The sequence below is a fragment of the Collinsella sp. SGI.095 genome (assembly GCF_050314535.1).
Classification (GTDB): Bacteria; Actinomycetota; Coriobacteriia; order Coriobacteriales; family Coriobacteriaceae; genus Collinsella.
Window position 1 is genome coordinate 13479 of the sequence record NZ_JBNPNG010000002.1, and the last position, 22792, is coordinate 36270.

23 protein-coding genes are annotated in these 22792 nt (G+C 57.9%); 19 read left to right on the forward strand and 4 right to left on the reverse strand.

All coding sequences use genetic code 11. From position 1 onward, the window contains the following. Positions 1-31 precede the first annotated feature (31 nt). The 15 genes from ACQRCA_RS00900 (at position 32) to ACQRCA_RS00970 (ending at position 9200) form a co-directional block, all read left to right on the forward strand. Positions 32-652, forward strand: coding sequence for a histidine phosphatase family protein (locus ACQRCA_RS00900; protein WP_427717617.1), 621 nt, complete (start codon positions 32-34; stop codon positions 650-652). Between the two features lie 459 nt (positions 653-1111). Continuing rightward, a complete protein-coding gene (gene rplC / locus ACQRCA_RS00905) occupies positions 1112-1732 on the forward strand; it encodes a 50S ribosomal protein L3 (protein ID WP_089572481.1) in 621 nt (206 codons plus the stop codon). Positions 1733-1778: 46 nt separating this feature from the next. After that, positions 1779-2405, forward strand: a complete 627-nt coding sequence (rplD, locus tag ACQRCA_RS00910; RefSeq protein WP_006235032.1) for a 50S ribosomal protein L4 — start codon at positions 1779-1781, stop codon at positions 2403-2405. Beyond that, positions 2406-2693, forward strand: coding sequence for a 50S ribosomal protein L23 (rplW, locus tag ACQRCA_RS00915; RefSeq protein ID WP_006235033.1), 288 nt, complete (start codon positions 2406-2408; stop codon positions 2691-2693). Positions 2694-2872: 179 nt separating this feature from the next. Continuing rightward, complete coding sequence (gene rplB / locus ACQRCA_RS00920) at positions 2873-3703, forward strand: 50S ribosomal protein L2 (protein ID WP_427717620.1); 831 nt, start codon at positions 2873-2875, stop codon at positions 3701-3703. A 32-nt stretch (positions 3704-3735) separates the two neighbouring features. Next, the gene (rpsS, locus tag ACQRCA_RS00925; RefSeq protein ID WP_006235035.1) at positions 3736-3996 is read left to right on the forward strand and encodes a 30S ribosomal protein S19; all 261 of its coding nucleotides are present in this window, start codon (positions 3736-3738) and stop codon (positions 3994-3996) included. 14 nt (positions 3997-4010) lie between these two features. Further along, the gene (gene rplV, locus ACQRCA_RS00930) at positions 4011-4382 is read left to right on the forward strand and encodes a 50S ribosomal protein L22 (protein WP_006235036.1); all 372 of its coding nucleotides are present in this window, start codon (positions 4011-4013) and stop codon (positions 4380-4382) included. A gap of 6 nt (positions 4383-4388) precedes the next feature. Then, positions 4389-5099 (forward strand): 30S ribosomal protein S3, encoded by a 711-nt coding sequence (gene rpsC, locus ACQRCA_RS00935; protein WP_154514689.1) that lies wholly within the window; start codon positions 4389-4391, stop codon positions 5097-5099. Next, positions 5099-5536, forward strand: coding sequence for a 50S ribosomal protein L16 (rplP, locus tag ACQRCA_RS00940; RefSeq protein ID WP_427717625.1), 438 nt, complete (start codon positions 5099-5101; stop codon positions 5534-5536). Before rpsC ends, rplP begins: the two co-directional genes overlap by 1 nt. After that, entirely contained in the window at positions 5536-5751 is a 216-nt protein-coding gene (rpmC, locus tag ACQRCA_RS00945) for a 50S ribosomal protein L29 (protein WP_006235039.1), read from the forward strand. The genes rplP and rpmC overlap by 1 nt, the downstream gene beginning before the upstream one ends. 16 nt (positions 5752-5767) lie before the next feature. Next, positions 5768-6028, forward strand: coding sequence for a 30S ribosomal protein S17 (gene rpsQ, locus ACQRCA_RS00950; protein WP_006235040.1), 261 nt, complete (start codon positions 5768-5770; stop codon positions 6026-6028). Between the two features lie 118 nt (positions 6029-6146). Further along, positions 6147-6515, forward strand: a complete 369-nt coding sequence (gene rplN / locus ACQRCA_RS00955) for a 50S ribosomal protein L14 (RefSeq protein ID WP_117734331.1) — start codon at positions 6147-6149, stop codon at positions 6513-6515. A gap of 13 nt (positions 6516-6528) precedes the next feature. Further along, positions 6529-6834 (forward strand): 50S ribosomal protein L24, encoded by a 306-nt coding sequence (gene rplX, locus ACQRCA_RS00960; RefSeq protein WP_006235043.1) that lies wholly within the window; start codon positions 6529-6531, stop codon positions 6832-6834. A 536-nt stretch (positions 6835-7370) separates the two neighbouring features. Continuing rightward, entirely contained in the window at positions 7371-8450 is a 1080-nt protein-coding gene (locus tag ACQRCA_RS00965) for a Gfo/Idh/MocA family protein (RefSeq protein ID WP_427717630.1), read from the forward strand. Between the two features lie 3 nt (positions 8451-8453). Beyond that, positions 8454-9200: a DeoR/GlpR family DNA-binding transcription regulator gene (locus tag ACQRCA_RS00970; protein WP_427717633.1), complete on the forward strand. Its 747-nt coding sequence runs from the start codon at positions 8454-8456 to the stop codon at positions 9198-9200. A gap of 452 nt (positions 9201-9652) precedes the next feature. Here the strand turns inward: ACQRCA_RS00970 and ACQRCA_RS00975 are convergent, their stop codons facing one another. Both ACQRCA_RS00975 and ACQRCA_RS00980 read right to left on the reverse strand, forming a co-directional pair. Continuing rightward, positions 9653-10312 carry an RluA family pseudouridine synthase gene (locus ACQRCA_RS00975; protein ID WP_427717635.1) on the reverse strand — a complete coding sequence of 220 codons (660 nt, stop codon included), beginning with the start codon at positions 10310-10312 and terminating at the stop codon, positions 9653-9655. A 15-nt stretch (positions 10313-10327) separates the two neighbouring features. Further along, positions 10328-12823, reverse strand: a complete 2496-nt coding sequence (locus tag ACQRCA_RS00980) for a DUF3656 domain-containing U32 family peptidase (protein ID WP_427717638.1) — start codon at positions 12821-12823, stop codon at positions 10328-10330. 299 nt (positions 12824-13122) lie between these two features. Between ACQRCA_RS00980 and ACQRCA_RS00985 the strand changes: the two genes are divergently transcribed. Next, positions 13123-13500, forward strand: a complete 378-nt coding sequence (locus tag ACQRCA_RS00985; RefSeq protein WP_427717640.1) for a RidA family protein — start codon at positions 13123-13125, stop codon at positions 13498-13500. Between the two features lie 244 nt (positions 13501-13744). Here ACQRCA_RS00985 and ACQRCA_RS00990 read toward each other — a convergent pair whose 3' ends face one another. Then, positions 13745-14401, reverse strand: coding sequence for a helix-turn-helix transcriptional regulator (locus ACQRCA_RS00990; protein ID WP_427717642.1), 657 nt, complete (start codon positions 14399-14401; stop codon positions 13745-13747). Between the two features lie 241 nt (positions 14402-14642). On the opposite strand from ACQRCA_RS00990, the gene ACQRCA_RS00995 reads away from it, so the two are divergent. After that, positions 14643-15236, forward strand: a complete 594-nt coding sequence (locus ACQRCA_RS00995) for a solute carrier family 23 protein (RefSeq protein ID WP_427717645.1) — start codon at positions 14643-14645, stop codon at positions 15234-15236. 644 nt (positions 15237-15880) lie between these two features. Here ACQRCA_RS00995 and ACQRCA_RS01000 read toward each other — a convergent pair. Next, positions 15881-16006: a hypothetical protein gene (locus ACQRCA_RS01000; protein WP_427717649.1), complete on the reverse strand. Its 126-nt coding sequence runs from the start codon at positions 16004-16006 to the stop codon at positions 15881-15883. 252 nt (positions 16007-16258) lie between these two features. Between ACQRCA_RS01000 and ACQRCA_RS01005 the strand changes: the two genes are divergently transcribed. Together ACQRCA_RS01005 and ACQRCA_RS01010 are read left to right on the forward strand one after the other, a co-directional pair. Next, positions 16259-16999 carry an exonuclease domain-containing protein gene (locus ACQRCA_RS01005; protein WP_427717651.1) on the forward strand — a complete coding sequence of 247 codons (741 nt, stop codon included), beginning with the start codon at positions 16259-16261 and terminating at the stop codon, positions 16997-16999. A 299-nt stretch (positions 17000-17298) separates the two neighbouring features. Continuing rightward, complete coding sequence (locus tag ACQRCA_RS01010; protein WP_427717654.1) at positions 17299-22614, forward strand: AAA domain-containing protein; 5316 nt, start codon at positions 17299-17301, stop codon at positions 22612-22614. The last annotated feature ends 178 nt before the right edge of the window (positions 22615-22792 follow it).

The following is a 22792-nucleotide window of genomic DNA, read 5'->3' on the forward strand; positions in this document are numbered from 1 at the left end:
CGGCAAAGCACGTTATACAGAAGGGGAGAATATGAAGAGGCTGTATCTGCTCCGCCACGGCCAGACGGAATTCAACGTAAAAAAGCTCGTACAGGGTCGCTGTGATTCACCGCTTACCGATTTGGGCCGTCAACAGGTCCAAGCGGCAGCCGAATGGCTCAAAGCCCGCGGCGTCGTCCCCGACAAAGTGGTCTCATCGCCTTTAGGCCGAGCCATGGACACGGCAAGTCTCGTCGCATGCGAGATCCTCGGTCCGGATGCGGCTGTCGAGCCCTGCGAAGGCATTATCGAGCGCTGCTATGGAACCTTCGAGGAAGGACCGCACGACGCATTGCCTACCGACGTTTGGGATCCGGGCGAGGATTTGGTCCCCTTTGGAGGAGAAGGAAGCCGCGCGCTGCAAGAACGCATGGTAGACACCCTCACCAATCTCATGGGCGCCGAGGGCATCGAAACCCTTCTAGCAGTAAGCCACGGCAGCGCCAGCCGCCAATTCATCAAGGCTGCAGCCCCAGAGGGTTTCGAGCTCCCAGCAAAACTCCCCAACTGCGCCATTATGATCTTCGATTTCGACGATGCGCGAGAAGAGGACGATACGCCCCAATGCAAGTTCACCTTGCAGCAAATTGTGGATCCCCAACAAAGTCATTAGCCTGAGCGAGCAAGGTTTAGCAGACATCAACGTGTCGTTCCCAGTGTGCGGCGGAGGGGGCGGGCCTGAGACATATTAAGGTTGTCGCGAGTTCCGCACGAACAGGAGAGCACTTAATGTGCTCTCCGTCGTGAGCAGGACTGTAGAGCAGCAACCTTAATATGTCTCAGGCCCGCCCCCTCCGCCGCACACTGGGAACGTGCCACGCGCTTTACCTGCGTAAACAATGTGAGTGAAATATGAATCTCGATGGATACGCCCGCAGCCGTGTATACTAAACAACTGTGTGAAACCAGGGGAGTATTCTGGCTGGACAAAATGCCTGCTTAATAGGGTTGTCAGGTAGTCCGGACGCAATACAAGGCTGGGGAGCACGTCGTGTAAGTAGTGGTCCTCTAGGGGCGTACGCTCGGTGGTGTACGCATTGTCCCAAGACCACGCGAGAGTTGGGATCATATCTTGATCAGCATGATTCTCGGCCGCAAGATTGGCATGACCCAGGTTTGGGACGAGAACGACAACGTCGTTCCCGTCACGGTCATCCAGGCTGGCCCCTGCGCTGTCTCGCAGGTTAAAACTCAGGCAACCGACGGCTATGACGCCGTCCAGATCGGTTTCGGCGACATCAAGGCCAAGAACGTGAACAAGCCCATGGCTGGTCACTTCGCCAAGGCCGGCGTCGAGCCTGTCCGCTTCCTTCGTGAGGTCCGCGTCGAGAACGGCGAGGAGCACAAGGTCGGCGAGGTCGTCACCGTCGCTGATTTCGCTGATGTCGAGAAGGTCGACGTCATCGGTACCTCCAAGGGTAAGGGCTTCCAGGGTCGCATCAAGCGCTGGGGTCAGCGCCGCGGTCCTATGACGCATGGTTCTCACTTCCAGCGTCACCCCGGTTCTATCGGTCAGTGCGCCTATCCTGCGCGCGTCCTCAAGGGCGTCAAGATGGCCGGCCACATGGGTAACGAGCGCGTTACCGTCAAGAACCTTTCCGTTGTCCGCATCGATGCCGAGCAGAACCTCATCTTGGTCAAGGGCGCTGTCCCGGGTGCCAAGAATGGTCTCGTCGCCATCCGTATGGCCTAAGGGCCCAGCCCATTTAGCCCAGCGTCATACCAAGGAGAACACTTAAATGGCAAAGTTTGAAGTAAAGAACAGCGAGGGCAAGAAGGTCGCCGAGGCCGAGCTCGCCGCTGAGGTGTACGGCATCGAGCCGAACATCCACGTTATGCACCACATCGTCAAGTGCCAGATGGCCTCTTGGCGTCAGGGCACCCAGTCCGCTAAGGGCCGCTCTGAGGTTTCCGGTGGCGGCAAGAAGCCTTGGCGTCAGAAGGGCACCGGTCGTGCCCGCCAGGGTTCCATCCGTGCTGCCCAGTGGCGTCACGGTGGCGTTGTCTTCGCCCCCAAGCCCCGTTCCTACGCTAAGCGTATGAACAACAAGGAGGTCAAGCTGGCTATGCGCTCTGCGCTGTCCGCCAAGCTGGCCGATGGCGAGCTCGTGCTCGTCGACGACTACGGCTTCGAGAAGCCTTCCACCAAGGCTGCCGTTGCCATGCTCAAGGCTCTTGGCCTTGAGGGCAAGCGTCTGACCATCATCGTTCGCGATGAGGACGTCAACGCCTACCTGTCGTTCCGCAACATTCCCAAGACGTTCATCATCACTGCCGACGAGGCCAACACCTATGATCTCGTCAACAACAACGCCGTGCTGATGCCCGCCGACATCGCCGCTCACTTCGGGGAGGTGCTTGCATAAATGACCGCCCACGAGATCATCATCCGTCCGATCGTGTCCGAGCGTTCCTTCTCCGGCATGGAGCAGAACAAGTACACGTTCGAGGTCGCCAAGGATGCTAACAAGTATCAGATCAAGGACGCTGTCGAGGAGATCTTCGGCGTCAAGGTCGTTCGCGTGAACACCCTGACGGTCAAGCCCAAGACCAAGCGCGTGCGCTATGTCGCCGGCAAGACCCGTTCTTGGAAGAAGGCCATCGTTACGCTGGCCGAGGGCGACACCATCGAGGTCTTTGGCAACCAGGCCTAAGACTCGCTGCTGTTGAGTGAGCTCATGCCTCCCAAATAGGGGAGGCGAGAGCTCAAGGTTTTGGGCGTATAAAATGGACACGCCCGGAACCGTGTATACGTCCGGTGTCATCGCACCCGAGGCAGAACCTCGAATCCCTGTCTGCGATGGCTAACGGATACCTATTGAAAGGGATTGTAATGGCTGTAAAGCACCTTAAGCCGACCTCCGCTGGTAGGCGTTGGCAGACGATCTCCGACTTCTCCGAGATCACCTGCACCAAGCCCGAGAAGTCTCTTCTCGAGCCCCTGCCCAAGAAGGCCGGTCGTAACAACAACGGCCGCGTCACCACCCGCCACCAGGGCGGAGGCGTGAAGCGTCGTTACCGCGTGATCGACTTCAAGCGCAACAAGGACGGCGTGCCCGCCAAGGTTGCCACGATCGAGTACGATCCGAACCGTTCCGCTCGCATCGCTCTGCTGCACTATGCTGACGGTGAGAAGCGCTACATCCTGGCTCCCAAGGGCCTCGAGGTCGGTCAGACCGTCATGTCCGGTTCTGACGCCGACATCAAGCCGGGCAACGCTCTGCCCCTCGCCGACATCCCCGTCGGTACGCTCATCCACGCCGTCGAGTTCCAGCCGGGCAAGGGCGCCGCTATCGCCCGTTCCGCCGGTAACTCCTGCCAGCTGATGGGTAAGGAGGGCAAGTACGCCATCGTCCGTATGCCTTCCTCCGAGATGCGCCGCATCCTCGTTACCTGCCGCGCCACCGTCGGTGAGGTCGGCAACGCCGATCACGCCAACATCGTCATCGGCAAGGCCGGCCGTAAGCGTCACATGAACGTGCGCCCGACCGTCCGCGGTACCGTCATGAACCCTGTCGACCATCCGCACGGCGGTGGCGAGGGCAAGAACCACACCTCTGGTCGTCCCTCCGTTACCCCCTGGGGTAAGCCGACGAAGGGCCTTCGTACGCGCAAGAAGAAGAAGGTCTCGAACCAGCACATCATTCGTCGCCGTAAGAAGTAATTTCGGATACCGAGTTTTAGGAGAAAGCACTTATGAGCAGAAGTCTCAAAAAGGGCCCGTTCGTGGAGACTCGCCTTCTCTCGCGTATCACCGCGATGAACGAGGCTGGCAAGAAGGACGTCGTGAAGACCTGGTCCCGCGCGTCCACCATCTTCCCCGAGATGGTTGGTCACACCATCGCCGTCCACGACGGCCGCAAGCATGTGCCCGTGTATGTTACCGAGTCCATGGTTGGTCACAAGCTCGGCGAGTTTGCGCCGACTCGTACGTTCCGTGGCCACAAGGCCAAATAGGGGGTTAACCGTAAATGGCAACTAAGTCTATTGAAACTGAGGCCACCGAGGTTCGCGCCGTCGCTAAGTACGTGCGTGTTTCCCCCAGCAAGGCCCGCCTGGTGGTCGATCTGATCCGCCGCAAGCCTGTCGCTCAGGCCTTCGACATCCTCCACTTCTGCGACCGCGCCGTCGCCGTGGATGTCGAGAAGGTTCTCCGTTCCGCCGTTGCGAACGCCGAGAACAATAACGGTCTGCGTGCCGACAACCTGGTTGTCGCTGCTGCCTATGTTGACGAGGGTCCGACGCTTAAGCGCATCCGTCCCCGCGCCAAGGGTTCCGCTTCCCGCATTCTGAAGCGTACTTCCCACATCACCGTCGTCGTTGCTCCTCGAAAGGAGGCGTAAAGCTGTATGGGTCAGAAAGTCTACCCCACCGGCTTCCGTCTTGGCATCACCGAGAACTGGCGCTCCCGCTGGTTCGCAGAGAAGGATTACGCTAAGACCCTCGGTAACGATCTCGAGATCCGCAAGTACCTCGAGAAGCGTCTCTCCCGCGCAGCTGTCTCCCGCGTCGAGATCGAGCGCGCTGGCGACAAGGTGAAGGTCATCATCTTCACCGCTCGCCCCGGCGTTGTCATCGGTAAGAAGGGTGCCGAGATCGATACCCTCCGCACCGAGCTCGAGAAGGTCGCTGGCGTCTCCAAGGGCCAGCTCTCCGTCGACGTTGTCGAGATCAAGCGCCCCGAGCTCGACGCCAACCTCGTTGCTCAGTCTATCGCTGAGCAGCTCGAGGGCCGCGTTGCCTTCCGTCGCGCCATGCGCAAGGCTGTCCAGTCCGCCCGCAAGGCCGGCGCCAAGGGCATCCGTATCCAGTGCTCCGGTCGTCTCGGCGGTGCCGAGATGGGCCGTCGTGAGTGGTACCGTGAGGGTCGCGTGCCTCTGCACACCCTCCGTGCCAAGATCGACTACGGCACGGCTGTCGCCAGCACCACCATGGGTGCCTGCGGCGTGAAGGTCTGGATCTACCTGGGCGAGAAGCTCCCGGGCCAGCCTGTTCCCAACCCTGCACTCGAGGGCTCTTCCCGTCCTCGTCGTCGTAACTCCGAGAGGAGGGGTCAGTAGTGCTTGCCCCTAAGCGTATTCTTCACCGCAAGGTGCAGCGTGGCTCCATGAAGGGCCAGGCCAAGGGTAATACCGAGCTGCATTTCGGCGATTTTGGTATCCAGGCTCTCGAGGCCCATTGGATCACCAACCGTCAGATCGAGGCCGCTCGTACTGCCATGACCCGCTACATGAAGCGTGGCGGTCGTGTCTACATCACGATCTTCCCCGATAAGCCCATCACTAAGAAGCCTGCCGAGACTCGCATGGGTTCTGGTAAGGGTAACCCCGAGGAGTGGGTGGCCGTCGTCAAGCCCGGCCGCATCATGTTCGAGGTCAAGGGCGTGCCCGAGGAGGTCGCTCGCGAGGCTCTGCGTCTGGCGCAGCACAAGCTCCCCATCAAGACCAAGATCGTCGCTAAGCCTGCCGCTACAGAGACGGCCGAGGAGGAGAACTAATGAAGCCCGCAGAGATTCGTGAGCTCTCGGACGCTCAGCTCGTTGAGAAGCTGAAGGAAATGCGCGCCGAGCTCTTTAACCTTCGTTTCCAGATGGCCACCAGCCAGCTGGACAACACCGCTCGCGTCAACACCGTGAAGAAGGACATCGCTCGCGTCCTCACGGAGCAGCGCGCCCGCGAGATCGCAGCGGAGAAGTCCGCTGTCGCCGAGTAGGACCTAAGGAGAGAATATGACTGATTCGCGTAACTCGCGTAAGGTCCGTACGGGTGTCGTTACCTCCGTCTCCGGTGCCAAGACCATCGTTGTCACCATCACCGAGCGCAAGCGTCACCCCAAGTACGGCAAGATGATGACCAGCTCCAAGAAGCTGCACGCTCACGACGAGGAGTGCACGGCTGGCGTGGGCGACACCGTCCGCGTTATGGAGACCCGTCCTATGTCCAAGATGAAGCGTTGGCGCCTCATCGAGGTCGTCGAGCGCGCTAAATAAGCAGTCGCTCTTACGACTTGTACGTTTCCGAAGATGTGCGTATGCCTGGCTTGCATACCACGGGCCGCATAAAGGCTGCGCACCTCTCTTCGGTTCTTAGTTCGGAGGAACATCTACCATGATTCAGATGCAAACCATGCTGAACGTCGCCGACAACTCCGGCGCTCGCAAGATTCGCTGCATCAAGGTGCTTGGCGGTTCCAAGCGTCGTTATGCAGGCATCGGCGATGTGTTCATCGGTGCTGTCCAGGAGGCTACCCCTGGCGCCAACGTCAAGAAGAAGGACGTTGTCCGTTGCGTCGTCGTTCGCACCGTTAAGGAGATCCGCCGCAAGGATGGCTCCTACATTCGCTTTGATGATAACGCCTGCGTTGTCATCAACAACGATGGTTCGCCCGTCGGCACCCGTATCTTCGGGCCCGTCGCTCGCGAGCTTCGTGACAAGAAGTACATGAAGATCGTCTCGCTCGCTCCCGAGACCCTGTAGTTAGGGGAGATATATGTATATCAAGAAGGGCGATAAGGTCCAGGTTCTCTCTGGTAAGGATCGCGGCAAGCAGGGCGTTGTCCTGCGTGCTCTCCCCGCCGAGAACAAGGTCGTTGTCGAGGGCGTTTCGGTCGTCAAGAAGGCCGTCAAGCCCAACGCTGCCAACCAGCAGGGCGGCATCGTTTCGCAGGAGGCTCCCATCGATGCCTCCAACGTCAATCTCGTTTGCCCCGAGTGCGGTAAGGTTACCCGCGTCGGTCACGAGAAGGACGGCAAGAACAAGCTGCGCGTCTGCAAGAAGTGCGGCCACAAGTTCTAAGCTGCCCGCAACATCTAAGTTGCTAGCAAAGGCCCGGATGCCACGGCACCCGGGCCTTTTTCTATCCCTACTCATTGGGGACAGACTTAAATGAGTGGCTACTCCTCATTGGGGACAGACATAAATGACTAGTCGTTGGGGACGTTCTTAAACGGTTAGTTGATGGGGACAGTCTTGCCACAAAGCGTCGTACGGGAAACGCCCCCAGGTTTCGGCAGCCTGGGACAGTCCCTATGTGCCGGCAGTTAGGGATGGTCTTTTGATGTCTGATGCCCCTAGGGGGCAGAGTAAGACAGCCTGCTTTTCTTTAGGGGTTTTGGTGTTCCGCCTTTTTCTGCATCATAACGATCGATGCATGCGTATTTACGCACAGAGTCTTGCGCGATAATGCGCATAGCCGCGCAAATATCCGCTAATTATGGTTTAATAATAACCGATAAACAAATAAACACGCAAATACAAGCTAACTCGCGCAAATCTGTGCAAATATAAGGCTGTTGGAAATGAAGAACTTCCGATAACTCAGGAGGCACATGATGATGGATTCCAAACAGGCTCCGCTCGACGCCGAAGCAGCCGCTAAGGCGGCGTTTGCCTCGGTCCAGGATCAGCCGTTCCCTAACGACATCTTTACGGCTCCCGAGCTTCGTTGGGCCGTGATCGGATGCGGCGTTATCGCCAATCAGATGGCCCAGTCTCTCGCCCTTGCCGGCCGCAAGCTTGCGGGCGTCGCCAACCGCACGCTGTCCAAGGCCCAGGCTTTTGCCGAGCAGTATGGCGTCGAGAAGGTGTACGAGACGGTTGAGGACCTCTACGCCGATCCCGACATCGACGCCGTTTATATCACCACGCCGCATAACACGCATATCACCTACCTGCGCGCCGCTCTGGCAGCTGGCAAGCACGTGCTCTGCGAGAAGGCCATCACCCTCAACTCCGCCGAGCTCGACGAAGCACGTGCCATTGCCGACGAGCATAACGTGGTCCTTATGGACGCCACCACGGTGCTCCACATGCCCTTGTATCGGGAGCTGCGCCGCCGCATGGATGCCGGCGAGTTTGGCCGCATGAACCTCGCTCAGCTCAACTTTGGCAGCTACAAGGAATACGGCGACCTGACCAACCGTTTCTACAATCGCAACCTTGCTGGCGGTGCCATGCTCGATATTGGCGTGTATGCCCTGTCCGTCATGCGCCTCTTTATGGCAAGCCAGCCTGTTGAGGTCGTTTCGCTCGGCAACACCTGTGAGACCGGCGTTGACGTTGCGAGCGGCATTGTCTGCCGTAATGCCGAGCAGCAGTTGGGCGTGGTGAGCCTTACACTTCACTCCAAGCAGCCCAAGCGCTCGGTCATCAGCTTTGACAAGTGCTATATCGAGGTCAACGAGTATCCCCGCGCCGATCACGCGACCATCGTGTGGACTGCGGACGGGCACCGTGAGGAGGTCCACACCGGCACCGAGGCATACGCCCTGTGCTACGAGATGGCCGACCTGGAGAAGGCCGTTGCCGGCGATGATTCGAAGCGCGCGCTTCTGGATTACGCTTCTGATGTTATGGAGCTTATGACCAAGCTCCGCGCCGACTGGGGAGTCGTGTACCCCGAGGAGGAGTAAGCGATGCTTGCGGAGGATAGGCTCAACGCGATCGTGTCAATGGTCCAGCAGGCTGGCTCGGTTACTGTGCAAGAGCTTGCCGATACCCTGGGCGTAACGGCGTCTACCATTCGGCGCGACCTGCAGACGCTCGATCGAGCGCACCGTATCGCCAAGGTCCACGGCGGAGCGACGAGTCTTGAGCGCGCACACGTGACGCGCGACCTAACGCTCAATGAGCGCAGCGACCTCCATAACGACGATAAGGAGCGTATCTGCGCCCGCGCCGCGGCGCTGGTGGAGCCGGAGAGCTTTGTATACATCGACTCGGGCTCGACGACGCTCAAGCTCATCGAGCATCTTCCACACCTAGAAGATGTCACCTATGTGACCGATTCCGTGCTCCATGCTCAGCACCTCGCTTTGCGCGGCATGCGTACCGTGGTGCTGGGCGGCGAGCTCAAGCCCGAGACCGAAGCACTCGTTGGCCCCGATGCCTTGGCAACCTTAGACCGCTACAACTTCAACTGTGGCTTTTGGGGTTCTAACGGCATTGCCGCCGAGCAGGGCTTCACGGCGCCCGATATCGAGGAGGCGCAAGTAAAGCGCATCTCGATGCGCCATACGGCCAAACGCTTTGTAATCTCGGATGCCAGTAAATTTGGCATGGTGGCGCCTGTCAAGTTCGCGGATTTTCGCGACGCAACGATTATTACCGCGGGCGAGGTGCCCGCCAAGTATCGGGCAATGGACAACGTCATCACGGTCTAGCAAGCAGGAGCAGGCCAAGGCCAAAACCATCACAAAGGTGCCTGTCCCCATTGTGGTGGTTCGTAACGAAAACCGAGTAGTTTTCTCAATAGAAAAGCGGCAACGTCCATCACAGGCGTTGTCGCTTTCGTTGTCCGCAGGTTTGTCTAAGTCTGTAACAACTGGACCGTTAAAAGTGGGTTAGATGTTACAGATTGAGATACTTCCGAACCGCGCCATCCCTTTGTCTCAATCTGTAACATCTGGGACCGATTTTGCCGAGTTATTGTTACAGATCGAGATTTTCCCTTGAGGGGGATTTGAATGTCTCGATCTGTAACAGATAGACCGGAAAATGGGTTCTAACTGTTACAGATCGAGATGTTTTTGGGGCCGCGGCTGAGCCATCGTGGCGGCTTGACGTTTGCCCAGATAAAACCTGCCAGAATAAACCTGTCCCTTTTTGGCAGGTTTTAGGGCTCCCAGGGGCAGGGGGCTTCGATGTAGATGTGCTCGCCGGTTACGGGATGGGTAAAGGACACGCTGTGGGCATGGAGCATGAGGCCACAGGGGCGCGGCGTTCCGTACAGGTCGTCGCCAACCAGGGGATGATGTTCGCTTGCCAGGTGCACGCGGATCTGGTGTTTGCGGCCCGTGAGCAGCTCAACATCGATATACGAACGGGTGGGCAGGCCTCGGCGGCTCTTAAGGCGCTTGAGCACCTTGACGCGCGTCTGCGACGGCTTGCCGCTGGCGCCGACGCGCATCTTGCGGCTATCGTGGCGGTCGCGGGCGATGGGCTTGTCGATGAGTTTTTCGTTCCAATCGATCTTGCCCTCGGCGAGCGCCAGATAGTGCTTTTCGAAGGCGTGGTCGATGACCATCTGGTCAAAGGCGGGCTGCGTCTGCTTGTCGAGCGAGAACAACACCACGCCGGTAGTGTCGCGGTCCAAGCGGTTGAGCGGCTGCATGTCGGTCGCGGCAAAGCCGTCGCCCATCGCCAGCAAAAGGTCGCTGGCATAGTCGGTAAGCGTGCGCTCGCCGGTGCCGTCGCCGTGGACGATCATGCCGGCGGGCTTATCGATGGCCATGAGCCAGGCGTCGCAGTAGAGGACTTGAGGTTCTTCGTTCACGTGTAAGCCTTTCGGTTAGCTAATTCCCACAAACATGCAGCCCGAAGTGGCGCCGCGCAGGCGGGCGGCGGGCTTACGGCCGGCCTGCGCGGTCTCGACGGCGCGACGGACGCGTGCGACGGCGCGGCCAATCTCATCGGCCTCGAGCAGGGTTCCGTCGACCATGAGACGGCGCACGCCGGCGTCGAGCAGCTGTGGAACCTGCGGTGTGAGGTCGATGGGGTAGGCGTCGTACAGGCGCGAGCGGCCGTGGATATCGGTACGCACCGGCATGACCTTGCCGTCGATATTCTTGAGCGACAGCTTGCGGGCGCGCAGACGGCAGTGGGCACAATCGTGGATGCAGCCATTGGCCACCTGCAGGATGCAGTGCTCGCTCGTCATAACGCGCGGGCGGCCGAAAACGGTGATGCCCAGGGCTGCGGGCGCGGAGGTGCCAAGCGAGATAATCTCGTCGAGCGTGATCTCGGGCGAGAGCCAAAACGCCCCGGCTCCGCGCTCGGCGAGTGCCTCCATGCAAGGCGTGTTGTGCACGGGCAGGCAAGAGCGAATCTCGGCCGTGGCACCAACCTGGGCGGCCAGGGCAAGCTCAGAGATGTTGCCAATAGCGACCGTGGCACCGGCAAGAACCCACGGGTCGACGCGCGCGTGGTCGACGGCGCGGCAGACCTCATCGAGCACGGGAACAATACCCTGCTCAAACGCATCGGCGGGGGAGAGCTCGGCCGCATCGAGCGCGTCGGTGGTCATGTAGATGCGCGCGGCTCCCTCCGCGCGCGCTGCCTCGGCGGCCTCGAGCGAGGTGACGGTGGCACAGATCTGCGGCTCATCGCGGTAGTGCTCGGGCGCGGGGCGGGAATCACTGGTGACAATCGCCGGCAGCTCGAGCGTGTGGGCGCGCTCCTCGTAAGGCGCCAGAATGGCCTCCTCGAGCGCCTTGCAAGCGGCGGCGCGCACCTTGTGCACAGCGGAGAAGCCCATGCCACAGCCCTCATCGAGCACCACGTCAAAGCTCGCGGCCTCAAAGGGAGAGGAGCCCATGCGGCCCACGTGCTCCACCAGATCGGATGCCTCGACGGCGCGGGTCTTGGCGGCCTCGACGGTAAAGCCGGTGGCGGTGGCGGTGAGCGTGGGGTCGTCGCAGCAGGTGAGCGTGACGGTAAACGGCTCGCCCAGACGCGCCGCGACGGACACGTCTACGGCGCGGCGGCGCAGCACGTCGCGCTTGAGCGCAGCGCCGGCAGCGTCAATGGCGCGCTGGCTGCGAATCACACGCACGCGGCAGCCCTCGGGCATGCTGCGGGGCACGCGGCACTCGATGATGTCGCCGGCGGCGGCATCATCGGCGGCGATGGTGGTCAGGAACTGGTCGAACTCGTCGTCGTGACGAAGCTCCAACAGGTCGCCCTTGCCCACGGGCTCAAACAGCTCAATGCGGGCGATGGCGGCGCGGCGACGACGGTCGTCGGGTTTGAGCCCGCGCACGTCGCGGTTGGCCAGACGGCTGCCCAGCACCGTGCCCACAATCTGGCCGCGGTTGTTGGAGCGCTCGTAACTCATCATCTCGTCGCCCGAGGTGCCGTCCTGATAGGCGTGCGTAAAGTCGCGGTTAAAGCAGCGCTTGAGTTGGCGCTGGCGAGCGGCGTCCTCGTCCTTATCTACGACGGCCCCGGCCAGCATGTCATCGATCTGATGACGATACACATCGACGATGGAGTACACGTAATCGGGCGCCTTCATACGGCCCTCGAGCTTGAGCGATGCGGCGCCGGCGTCATACAGGCGGCGAACAAGCTGTGAAGTGTTGGTGTCGCGCGGGCATAGCGCGCGCTCGCGACCGGCAGGGGAGAGCGTGCGGCCGTTCTCGTCGATCAGCTCGTAGGGCAGACGGCAGGGCTGAGCGCACATGCCGCGGTTGGCCGAGCGGCCCGCCATGGCAAAGCTCGAGAGCAGGCACAGGCCCGAGTAGCAAAAGCAGATGGCGCCGTGGCTAAAGACCTCCAGGTCAACGTCGGGCGCGGCATCGTGGATGGCGGCGATCTCGTCGATGGAAAGCTCGCGCGAGAGGGTCACGCGGTCGGCGCCCTGCTCGCGGCACCAGATGGTTCCACGGTCATCGTGGATGTTCGCCTGGGTCGAGATATGGGTCTCGATGCCGGGCATGGTGCGCTTGACCTCAAAGAACAGGCCCCAGTCCTGGATGATAAAAGCGTCGGCGCCCAGCGTGGAGCAGCGATGGATGAGCTGCAGTGCATCGCTCATCTCGGACTGCTTGATGACGATGTTGACCGTGACGTAGACGCGCGACCCGGCCAGGTGCGCGGCGCGGCAGGCCTGCTCAAAGGCCTCATCGGTAAAGTTGGTGGCCTTGCGGCGGGCGTTGAAGCTGCCCATGCCGCAGTAGATGGCGTCTGCCCCGGCGGCGAGCGCGGCGGCAAAGGGCTCCGGGCCTCCGGCGGGGGCCAGAAGCTCGGGCCTGCGGTTGGTGGTTCGGCTGGCGGTTGCGGTCATATCCTGCCTTTCAAAATGCTCAGATATTCAAAAGTATAGTGGCACCGTCGCGATGGACGATGCCCGCAGCCTAAGCAGGACAAAGTCTTCAGTAGCCTGGGCTGGCTGACCCCGTGGAGAACCGTTCAGCGGTTCGGGGAAACCGTTGGGCGATAAAATATTATCGCAATCTGATAATTATCTTGCAGCGGGCGTAATCATCCCCTACTATCCCAATCAAGCGCGGTGTTCAGACCGAACTGTGCCTCCCGGTGCGAACGCCGCGCTCACGCTCTCTATTTGATCGTAAGGAGAAAAACATGAGCAAGACCGTCGTGTCTTCCGATAACGCGCCCGCAGCCATCGGCCCGTATTCCCCCGGTATCCAGACCGGCAACATGGTGTTCCTGTCCGGCCAGCTGGGTATCGATCCCGCGACCGGCAAGCTGCCCGAGGGCATCGAGGCCCAGGCCAAGCAGTCCCTCGCCAACGTCGAAGCCCTACTGACCGCTGCCGGCGCTACGTTTGCCGATGTCGTCAAGACCACGGTCTACCTGGCTGACATCGCCGACTTTGCCGCCGTGAACGAGATTTATTCCTCCAAGTTTGAGGCCCCGTTCCCCGCGCGCAGCGCTTTCCAGGTTGCCGCTCTTCCGGCTGGCGGTCTGGTCGAGATCGAGGTCGTCGCCGCTCTCTAAGGCGTTGGCAACAACTAAACATGACATGCAAAAAGACCCTGCAGCGCGTGTGAGCTGCAGGGTCTTTTGTCACGTGACGGATCGCTTGCGGAGCCACCAAGGGCAGTCTTTTTGGGACGGGGCCATTTTAGCTACCCCTATATGCAGGATTGATTTTACTTGCGGCTCATCGAAATCGTGGGCAGAGGGAGGGTAGCTAAAATAGCCCCGTCCCAAAAAGACTGCCCGCGCTCCATTTTGCTCGTTAGCCCTCCTTGCGAACTTTTTGCAGGTAGCGGTAGACGCTGGGCTCCGAGATGCCCAGCGCGGTGGCAGCGCAGGCAACAGCGCCCTTGAGCATAAATACGCCGTTGCCGTTAAGGTGGCGAATAACGTCCACGCGATCGGCCTGCCCAAGCGAGGCGACATCCTGGCCGCGGCTTTCGAGCAATTCGGAAATGCTGTGGTCGATGAGCTCCTGTGTAGACTCCGAAAGAATTTCGACCTCGATAGACGCGGGCTCCGCCTGCCTTGGCGCAGCGTCGAAGCAGGCCATGAGCTGCTGAGCCATGGCGTTGATGGAGCGTACCGTGGAAAGATCGGTGTTGACGCAGAGCATGCCGACGATCTCGTTATCCTCGCGAATAAAGTACGTTGCGGATTCCAACGTCTTGCCACCGGCACCGCGCCCCTCGTAGCCCGTAATAAACGGCAGGTCGCGATACTTGGGATCGTGCATGATCTTGAGTGCCAGATCGGTGGCGGGACCGCCGACCTTGCGGCCGCTCACGATGCCGTTGCGGATATCGACGATGGCGTGGTCGGGATCCGAGAAATCGTGCAGCACGATTTCGCTGTTTTTGCCGAGTATCTGCTCCAGGAAATCGACCATCGGCAAAAAGCGACGTACAGTCTCGTTCACGGGCAACTCCTTTGGATGAAATCGGAGGTTTCATAACAATTTTTTCTCATGGTAACACGGTGTCTATTGACTCGTATATTCGCAGGTACATTGCGTAATACAGACGAACGGTAGGATTTTGGCGGTAAGCGGTCGACCAAAAGAAAAGTTAGATGTTATTTTGACCAGACACTTTCCTGACCTGCGGAAATGCGTTGTCTCAGCTGAAAAATAGTCTGATAACAAAAAATTATTATTGAGAATGAGAAAGAGCATCGACATCATTCAGGTGGCGCTCATTCTTTCGGCAATCGACACGGCCCTTCAGGCCTTCGCTCCCTTCCGCCGCATCGGCGGCGGCCTGCTGGGCGGTCTTCCCACCAGCGCCCTTGGCCAGAACGTGGGCATCATCTGCTCCAACAAGGTCGTCAACAAGTGGGTCTTTGTGATCATCGCGTCCGTCTTTGCCATCGCCGGCCTGTTCCCGCAGCTCTCTGCCGTGCTCTCCGCTATCCCGCAGCCCGTCATCGGCGGCGCGACCGTTGGCGTCTTTGGCACCATCACCATGAACGGCGTGCGCATGTTCACCCGCGAGGGCCTTACGCAGCGCACCACCACCATCGTCGGCACCTCCGTCGTCTTTGGCCTGGGTATCTGGATGGCCAGCGGTTGCCTTGCCGGCGAGGGCATGCCTACCTGGGTGTCCACCGTCATCGGCTCCAATGCCGTAACCCCCACCGCCATCATGGCCATTGTCCTTAACCTGATCCTTCCGCAGACGCTGGTCGTGGCTCAGCACATCGATGCTGCCAAGGACGCTGCCGTGGATCTGGTCTTGCCCGAGAGCAAGAAGTAACCAATTCGGTGCTATTCGTCGGCGGACGCATCGCCTCGTCCGCCGACGCCATGCGGCGCCAAGCCGCACTTCAAAGGGTTTGCCCCGTGGGTAAAATAAGGCTGACGGCAGCCCAAGTGGTGAAGAGCTGGGCAGCGCCGTTGCTTAGATTAGGGGGTCGATGCCTTAACCGCGTTGACCCCTCTTTTTATGCTTCGAGCACTGCTTGAGTGCCTCGGAAAGTCCGATGAGCGCCGTGAGGAGCGAGACCAGAGCGGTCAGGAGCTTCCGGAACGGTTCACGTGCGGTGGCGTGCCGCCCCTTCTGCGTGCGCGATTGTCGAATTACGTTATAGCTAGCTATATTATAGGAAGACATAATATAGCTAGCTATAACGTAAAGGAAGCTGAGGGTCCGTCCTGTGTTGTTGGGGACGGGGCTTTGCCCGATCGCGTGGTCTTTAGCATTTTCGGTTGAGTGCTCCGTGGATGTTGAGTGGTGGCTGGAGTAGAGCGACGAGTTGAGCGAACGCAGGAGCGGGCTCCGAGGCTCCATTACTGAAAATTCCATTTGTTAAACCTGGCAACCGTGGGTAGAATAAAGTCGACGGCAGCCCAAGGGTGATAGCTGGGCAGCGCCGTTACTTAGTTCAAGGGGTCAATGCCTTAACGGCGTCGACCCCTCTTCTTTTGCTTCGTACGCTGCTTGAGTGCCTCGGTAAGTCCGATAAGCGCCGTGAGGAGCGAGACCAAAGAGGTCAGAAGCTTCACGAAATCAATCAGATCGGTCATGGGCATCACCTCCCATCGCATGGAGGGCGCTGCCCGGCACATGGGACTGCCGTCAACAATAACCAGTCTATCAAACTGCAGTCATAAATACGAATATATGTTCGCTCATAACAGCGACGTGGCCATCTCAAAGCGCGGCTTTACGCAAGGGTGCCGGGTGGCCGCGCTGGGCGCTTTCATGTCCGCACGGGCGCCTATCCTTACGGCAATGTAGCCGCCTATGTAGCAAGCGGCAGGCAACGGAGAAAGGCCATGACCGTGTCAGCTGAAAAGACGCCGGGTATCTCGGCTATCGATACGACGAACTTTGCGCGACAGATCGTGCTGGACTTTGAGTTTGCGCCGGTGCCAAAGCAGCGCCAGCGCCGTGGGCTGCGCAATGAGATTATCGAGGTCGGCGCCGTTAAGCTCGATTACCACGGCAACGTTATGGGCGAGTTCTCGCAGTTTGTGCAGACAGAATTAACCGAAGGCGTTGCGTATCCCGTCCGCGAGCTCACAGGGATATCGGCCGTGGACACCGCGATGGCCGATCCGCTCTACATGGTGATCAAAAGGCTCGGTGATTGGATCGGTCGCTACTCCGCCCAGGTGGTTTGCTGGAGCGGGACGGACCGTCGACAGCTTTTGACCGAGTGCCAGGCAAAGCACATCGACCTTTCCGCATTTCCTACGGACTGGGCCGACCTGCAGGCGTTTTACACCTCGATTATGGACGTGGGCAGCCACGGGCGCGTCTCGTTGGGTGACGCGGCAATGTGGCTTGGCATCGAGTTCGACGAGTCGACGGGTCACGCCCACAGCGCCCTGGCCGATGCACGCGTGACCGCCAAGCTGCTCAAGCAGGTGATGGACGGGGACTACCACGTGAGCCCGCGCGCCCAGGAAGTCCGCCAACGGTGGGGGATGGGCGAGCGAGCCGAGACGCGCCTTTCCAGCAAGTGCCCCGAGCTGGGCGACCTGCTGCTGAAGCTGAAGGCGGAGGGGAGGTAGGGGCGTTGTCGGTCCTCGCAACCGAAGCCCATTTGATAAATTGTCCTCATGCGAAAAAGCTATAAGTCAATGGCCCCGGGAATGACCCCTGATTCAAGTCACCGGGGCTCATTTTATATTGATATGAGATTGTAGCGATTCATATGCGTGCGATGCATTCCGTTGAGTTAGAGGGCCCTACTGATAACTAGGCATGCAAACGCACGCTTGTCGATTTAATGCCAATATCGCCAGGTTTTCCGCGTAAGCTAGTAACATATTGTGCTGGCCGAGATAGATGACTGCGCGGATGGTGTCAAATGGGTTCTGATCTCAATAACTTATCGGTTGTAGATAAGGCAGAGGCCCTTTTTGGATACTTGGAAGAGTTCTCCAAGATTAGGATGAAGATCGTTCGCAACGTAAGCGATTACGCTTCGGACTGCATTGATTTGGAGAGCTTGCCAACAGATAACGGATGGATCGAGGTGCGATTTCGCGATTCCGCTAATAACGATGGTCCGATTTTGAGTGTCGCTAAACCGGAGTTCAAAACGTGCCCGCAGCCTCCGGATGAGATCGCGCCGTGGATTGCAAGCGGATGGGAAAGCTATAAGAACCAGATAGGGTTCAAGTTTCCACCCGAGGAGCTTGCGGAGGCAAATGAAGAAGCGCCTCAAGATCTATTTATGTCCGATCCCGCTAGAGCTCAACTGCTTGAGGAATGGGGTGGCGAGCGAGACAAATGGGTCACATACCAAACTAAGGCGACAGAAGCCTCTGGGGTGTATGAGCGCCTGTTTAAAATGAAAGAAAAACTCAAGAGCGACCCCGATAAACTCGAGGTTGTTGCCGCATCGATGAACGTTCGGCTTTCCGAAGACAAGAGGGTGGATCACCCAGTCTTTACGCGGAACATGAGGATTCAGCTCGATGCGGAAAAGGGAATCATTTCCGTTGAAGACGTCGATTCCGACACGTTGATTCAAAAGGACCTGCTGTCTCAGTCTCAGAATCTGACGATGAGCAAGATTAGTGAGGCGGAACAGAGGCTCGACGAGGAAGAAGTGCATCCGCTTGATCGTGATGCAATTGCCCGTGAAGCCAAACTGCTCGTGAATCAGCTATCGCCCAAGTCTCGTTATTTTGACCGCGCTGATGCTGCGCGAGACCAAGAAGCCGATATAGACGTTCGACCCGGTTTCTATTTAATCTTTAGGCAGCGCCCTGATGGAACCGCGGGCGCTATCGGCAGAATTGTAAAAACGATTGATGAGACTCAGCGCGTCCCTGCGTTCTTAAACGGCCTTCTTGGCGAGTTTACGCACGATGAAACCACTCCGGTCCTTGAGGATTTATCGGACGGGCCTACGGTTTCTCGGCGCTTGGCGGAGGCAAACGGAGAAGACGACGAGATTCTATTGGCGAAACCTGCCAACCGTGCGCAGTTAGAGATTGCCAAGCGAATCGAGCAAGATGACGCCGTTCTCGTTCAGGGCCCTCCGGGTACCGGTAAAACCCATACGATTGCAAACCTGATGGGAAGCTTTTTGGCACAAGGCAAAAGGGTGCTTGTAACGAGCTATACCTCAAAGGCTTTGACGGTTCTTGCCGACAAGATGCCTCCTGAGCTCAGAAGCCTTTGTGTGTCTTCGCTGGCATCTAACGGCAAGGACGCTCGTGATTCGGTAGAAGCAATCGTCAACCATCTCGGCGAGCATTCGATAAGTGAACTGAATAAATCCGTGCAGGAATTATCTTGTCAGCGAGAAGAGATACTGGTTGATCTTGCAAAGGCGCGCAAATCCGCCTTTGTTGAACGAGAGGCCGAGAACAAACAGTTTGATCTGGGGAATGAAACCCTCACTCCGCATGATGCCGCGCAATTTGTTGCGAAGAATAAGGAAGAGCTGGACGACATTATTCCCGGCCAGGTGAAGCTGTTAGCGCAGCTTGATATTTCGATTGTCGAGGAGCTTTACCAAAGCAACGGCATTGCCTCTGCAGAAGATGAGGCAGAGGCGATCTGTCTACAGGATGTCGACTGGATGGCTTTGCTCCCCAAGCCAGACGTCTATGCACAGGAGTTTGAGAAATATAACCAAGCCAGTTCTTTGGCGGACGAGCTGATTCGTCGCCACGGTTGGGAACTATGCGACGATGGGGGAACGGTGGAGATTGGATCGGCTGTTCTTCCCGTTTTGGACGATGAGTCCGAAGCATTCGGCACGGTGAAGAACCTCGTAATGCACGGAGCTCTGAGCGAGGAGTGGCAGCGAGGGGTCGCTGCGAGATCCTTGAGGGGCGAGGGCGAGAAAACGATCTGGTATCGTCTCTGCGATGAGGTTCAGTTGCTTGAACAGCAGGCTTCGTCATATCGAAGCAAGTGGTTTCCGAGGCAGGTTGCGCTTGGTGACAACGGCGATTATCAACAACTGCGCGCGCTTGTAAGCGGGTACAAAGAGTACCTAGCTAAAACGGGCCTGCGAAAGTTGCTTTCTTCGGTCAAGAGCTTGCCCGATGGTGTGGCGGTCAACGGGGCACAGGCGGCTTCGCCCGAGGACTGCGATGCCATCCTGGATTACATAGAGCTTATGGACAAGCGACACGCTTGCGCCATTCAATGGGATGCGCTTATGGGAACCGTTGGCGTGAGCTGCTTTGCAGAGTTGGATAGCAGTGAGCCCGAGCACGTGGCATTTCGATATGTTGAGGGTATTAAGGCGGCCCTTGCGTGGAAAGCCGAGTGCATTGACAAGCTGTTTGACGCATTGGACTCAAACGGTATCTCTCATGAAGCGTTCTTTGACTGCCCTTCCATGATTTCCGAAAAGGAGGTCGTGGCCAAAACCTTGCAAGCACTGGAAACGGATCTCACGGATTACCTTAAGTTGTGTGTCGCACTCAAAAAAATAAGGGCGATTAAGGCATGGGCAGAGGACGTTTTGAAGAGAATCGAAGACGCTTCGGCCAAGCACTGTGAGACCGCTGTCGCATTGAGCGACTGCATCGTGCAGCTTCGCCCAGCTGGGGATTTCGGCGAAGCGGTTGACCCCGAACTCGGCTTGGTGCAAACATACCGCGATCAGTACAATCGTCTACAGTGGCTGTGCGAAATAAGGGCGGCAGTTAAGCGCCGACATGAGCAACTGAATCAGTTGTCGCAAATTGCTCCGGGATGGGCACAAGCCGTTCGTGAGCGCGAGGGCGTTCACGGGGCTACGAGCGTTCCGCGGGATATCGAACGAGCATGGAAATACAAGCAGTGCCAGGCAATTGTTGAGTATGCCGATCGTGCAAACTCTTCCAATCCCCAGAAGGAAATTTCTGAGCTGGGCAAACGCTATCGTGACATAACGGCAAAATTGGCAGGCATGATGGCGTGGCTCAAGATTCACAAGGACCTTGAGAGCAATACAGAGCTCAAGGTCGCGCTGAACGGCTGGAAGCAGACGGTCGCGCGAATTGGCAAGGGAACGGGCAAGAATGCATCGCGGCATCGCTCGAAGGCCCGTGCTCTCATGGCGAAATGTCAGCGGGCTGTGCCGGCATGGATTATGCCGATTGGCCAAGCGCTTGACTCTTTTGACCCCGCCAACAATCTGTTTGATATCGTAATCATCGACGAGGCAAGCCAGGCCGACATGACCGCCCTGGCTATTACATATCTTGCAAAAAAGGTAATTGTTGTTGGTGATGACAAACAGGTAAGCCCTCTTTCTGTCGGTGCAAAGGAATCCACTGCCGAAGGATTGGCTGCTTCATATATCGAGGGAAAGGGAATTCCCAACGCCCATCTGTATCGAGCAAGATACTCGCTTTACGAAATTGCCCAGCAGGGCTTTTCGCCCATCATGCTTACCGAGCACTTTAGGTGCGTGCCGGATATCATCGGCTTTAGCAATGGGCTATCGTACGGTGGAAAAATCAAGGCGCTGAGAGACGCCGATGCGGGTGGATTGATGCCGGCGTTGGTTCCCTTTCGCGTCAAAAGCGGCATGCGCTCGGGCAAGGCGAAGATTAACCAGCAAGAGGCCAAAGCCGCAGTTGCGATTATCCGTGCCTGTCTTGAGCAGCCAGAATATGAGAACAAGACATTTGGCGTTTTGTCCTTGCTGGGAGAAGAGCAGGCTGACTTGATTCGAAACGAACTGCTTAAAGAGATGGATCCCGCTGAGTTTGAAAAACATGAGATTATTTGCGGCAACGCTGCGGGTTTCCAGGGCGATGAACGCGATGTCATGATTCTAAGCATGGTTGACAGCAACGAATCCGAGACTCCCTTGCGCTTTATGGGGACGGGCTCGGATGACGCATACAAGAAGCGCTACAACGTTGCTGCGAGCCGCGCGAAAGACCAGATGTGGCTTGTATATTCGCTTGATCCAGTTCGTGATTTAAAGAGTGGCGACCTGCGTAGGCAGCTAATTGAGTACATGCTCGACCCGCATACGTTTGACACTCAGATTGAGGAGACGCAAGAAAAAGCCGAGTCTGATTTTGAGTTGCAGGTGTGCACTGAGCTTTCCAAGCGCGGTTATCAATATGAGCAGCAAAAGGAAGTCGGAAGCTACCGCATTGATATTGTCGTGCAAAGCGACCATCACAACGTTGCTATCGAATGCGACGGCGATCGTTGGCATTCAACCGAGGGGCAAATTATCGCGGACATGGAGCGACAGACGATTCTGGAACGTGTGGGATGGGATTTCATCCGTATTCGAGGTAGTGAATTCTACAGCGATCGGGATGCAACGATGGATCGAGTTGTAGCCGAACTCGCTATTTACGACATTAAGCCAGGCCAGCAGCTCCCCACGGTTGCCCGTGACACCAGCGTACTTCTCGAGCGAGTGCTCGAGGCGGTTCGTGACAATTTCGACGACGAAGTGGACGAGAACACACTCGAGTCCACGCTTGCTCGAGATTCGGCCATCGCAGCCGCTCTTCAAGAACAGGAGCCGCCGCGCGAGCCGGATATGCTATCGAAAGATGATGGCGCTAAGGAAGCGTATGCCAAGGCGGATGACTTTGCTGTTGCGGCTGGCTGCTCGGATGTGATCGAGAATGACGACGCAAGCGGCCAGTGCGAGCAGGTGGATGAACAACGTGGACAGACAATAACTGAGGATTCGCGTCAGGAGATGCTTCTGCTCGCACTCGAACGGGCAGGGCATCGGTTCTATGAAACCGAGCAGGCGGACGTCTTTTGGGTGCTTGGGGACTTATCAATGCGGGCGTCAATAAAGGACATCTGTTCTTCGTTTGATTACAGTTGCGTTTACAACTTTGGGGACACCGGCGCGAACACTGGTCTTTCCGGATGGATTTTGTACCCTAAGGGTAAGCGGGCTAGCATTGCACATGCGCTGCAATCAGAAGCGCTTACGCTGCAATCAGAAGCACTTAAATGGCATAAAGGAAACGGTTGCGGGGATGCTTTGCTTGCTGAGCTGAACTCTCTGGGCCTCACCTGTATTGATAAGCGAAGCAAACACGGTGCGCTATGGGTCATTGACGATCCGGTGTTTAAGGAAAAGCGCCTCGGCATCGAGGCAAAATATAAAGTGAGGTTCAAATACAGCAAACAAGGGTCAAGGTCGACATCGTCCCGACCTGCGTGGTACACAAAATAACGAAGCATTCACGAAGTACATGAACGGTGTCTATTAATTGCACAACAAATAATTGAGGTCGTAGAGATAACCCGCTTGCCGAAAATGTCCTGACGCTCTTCTATAGTTGGGAGACAATGGATAAAGTTTTAGCAAAGGGCCCTGCGTCCTGAACCAATAGCAATTAAACCTGGAGTGT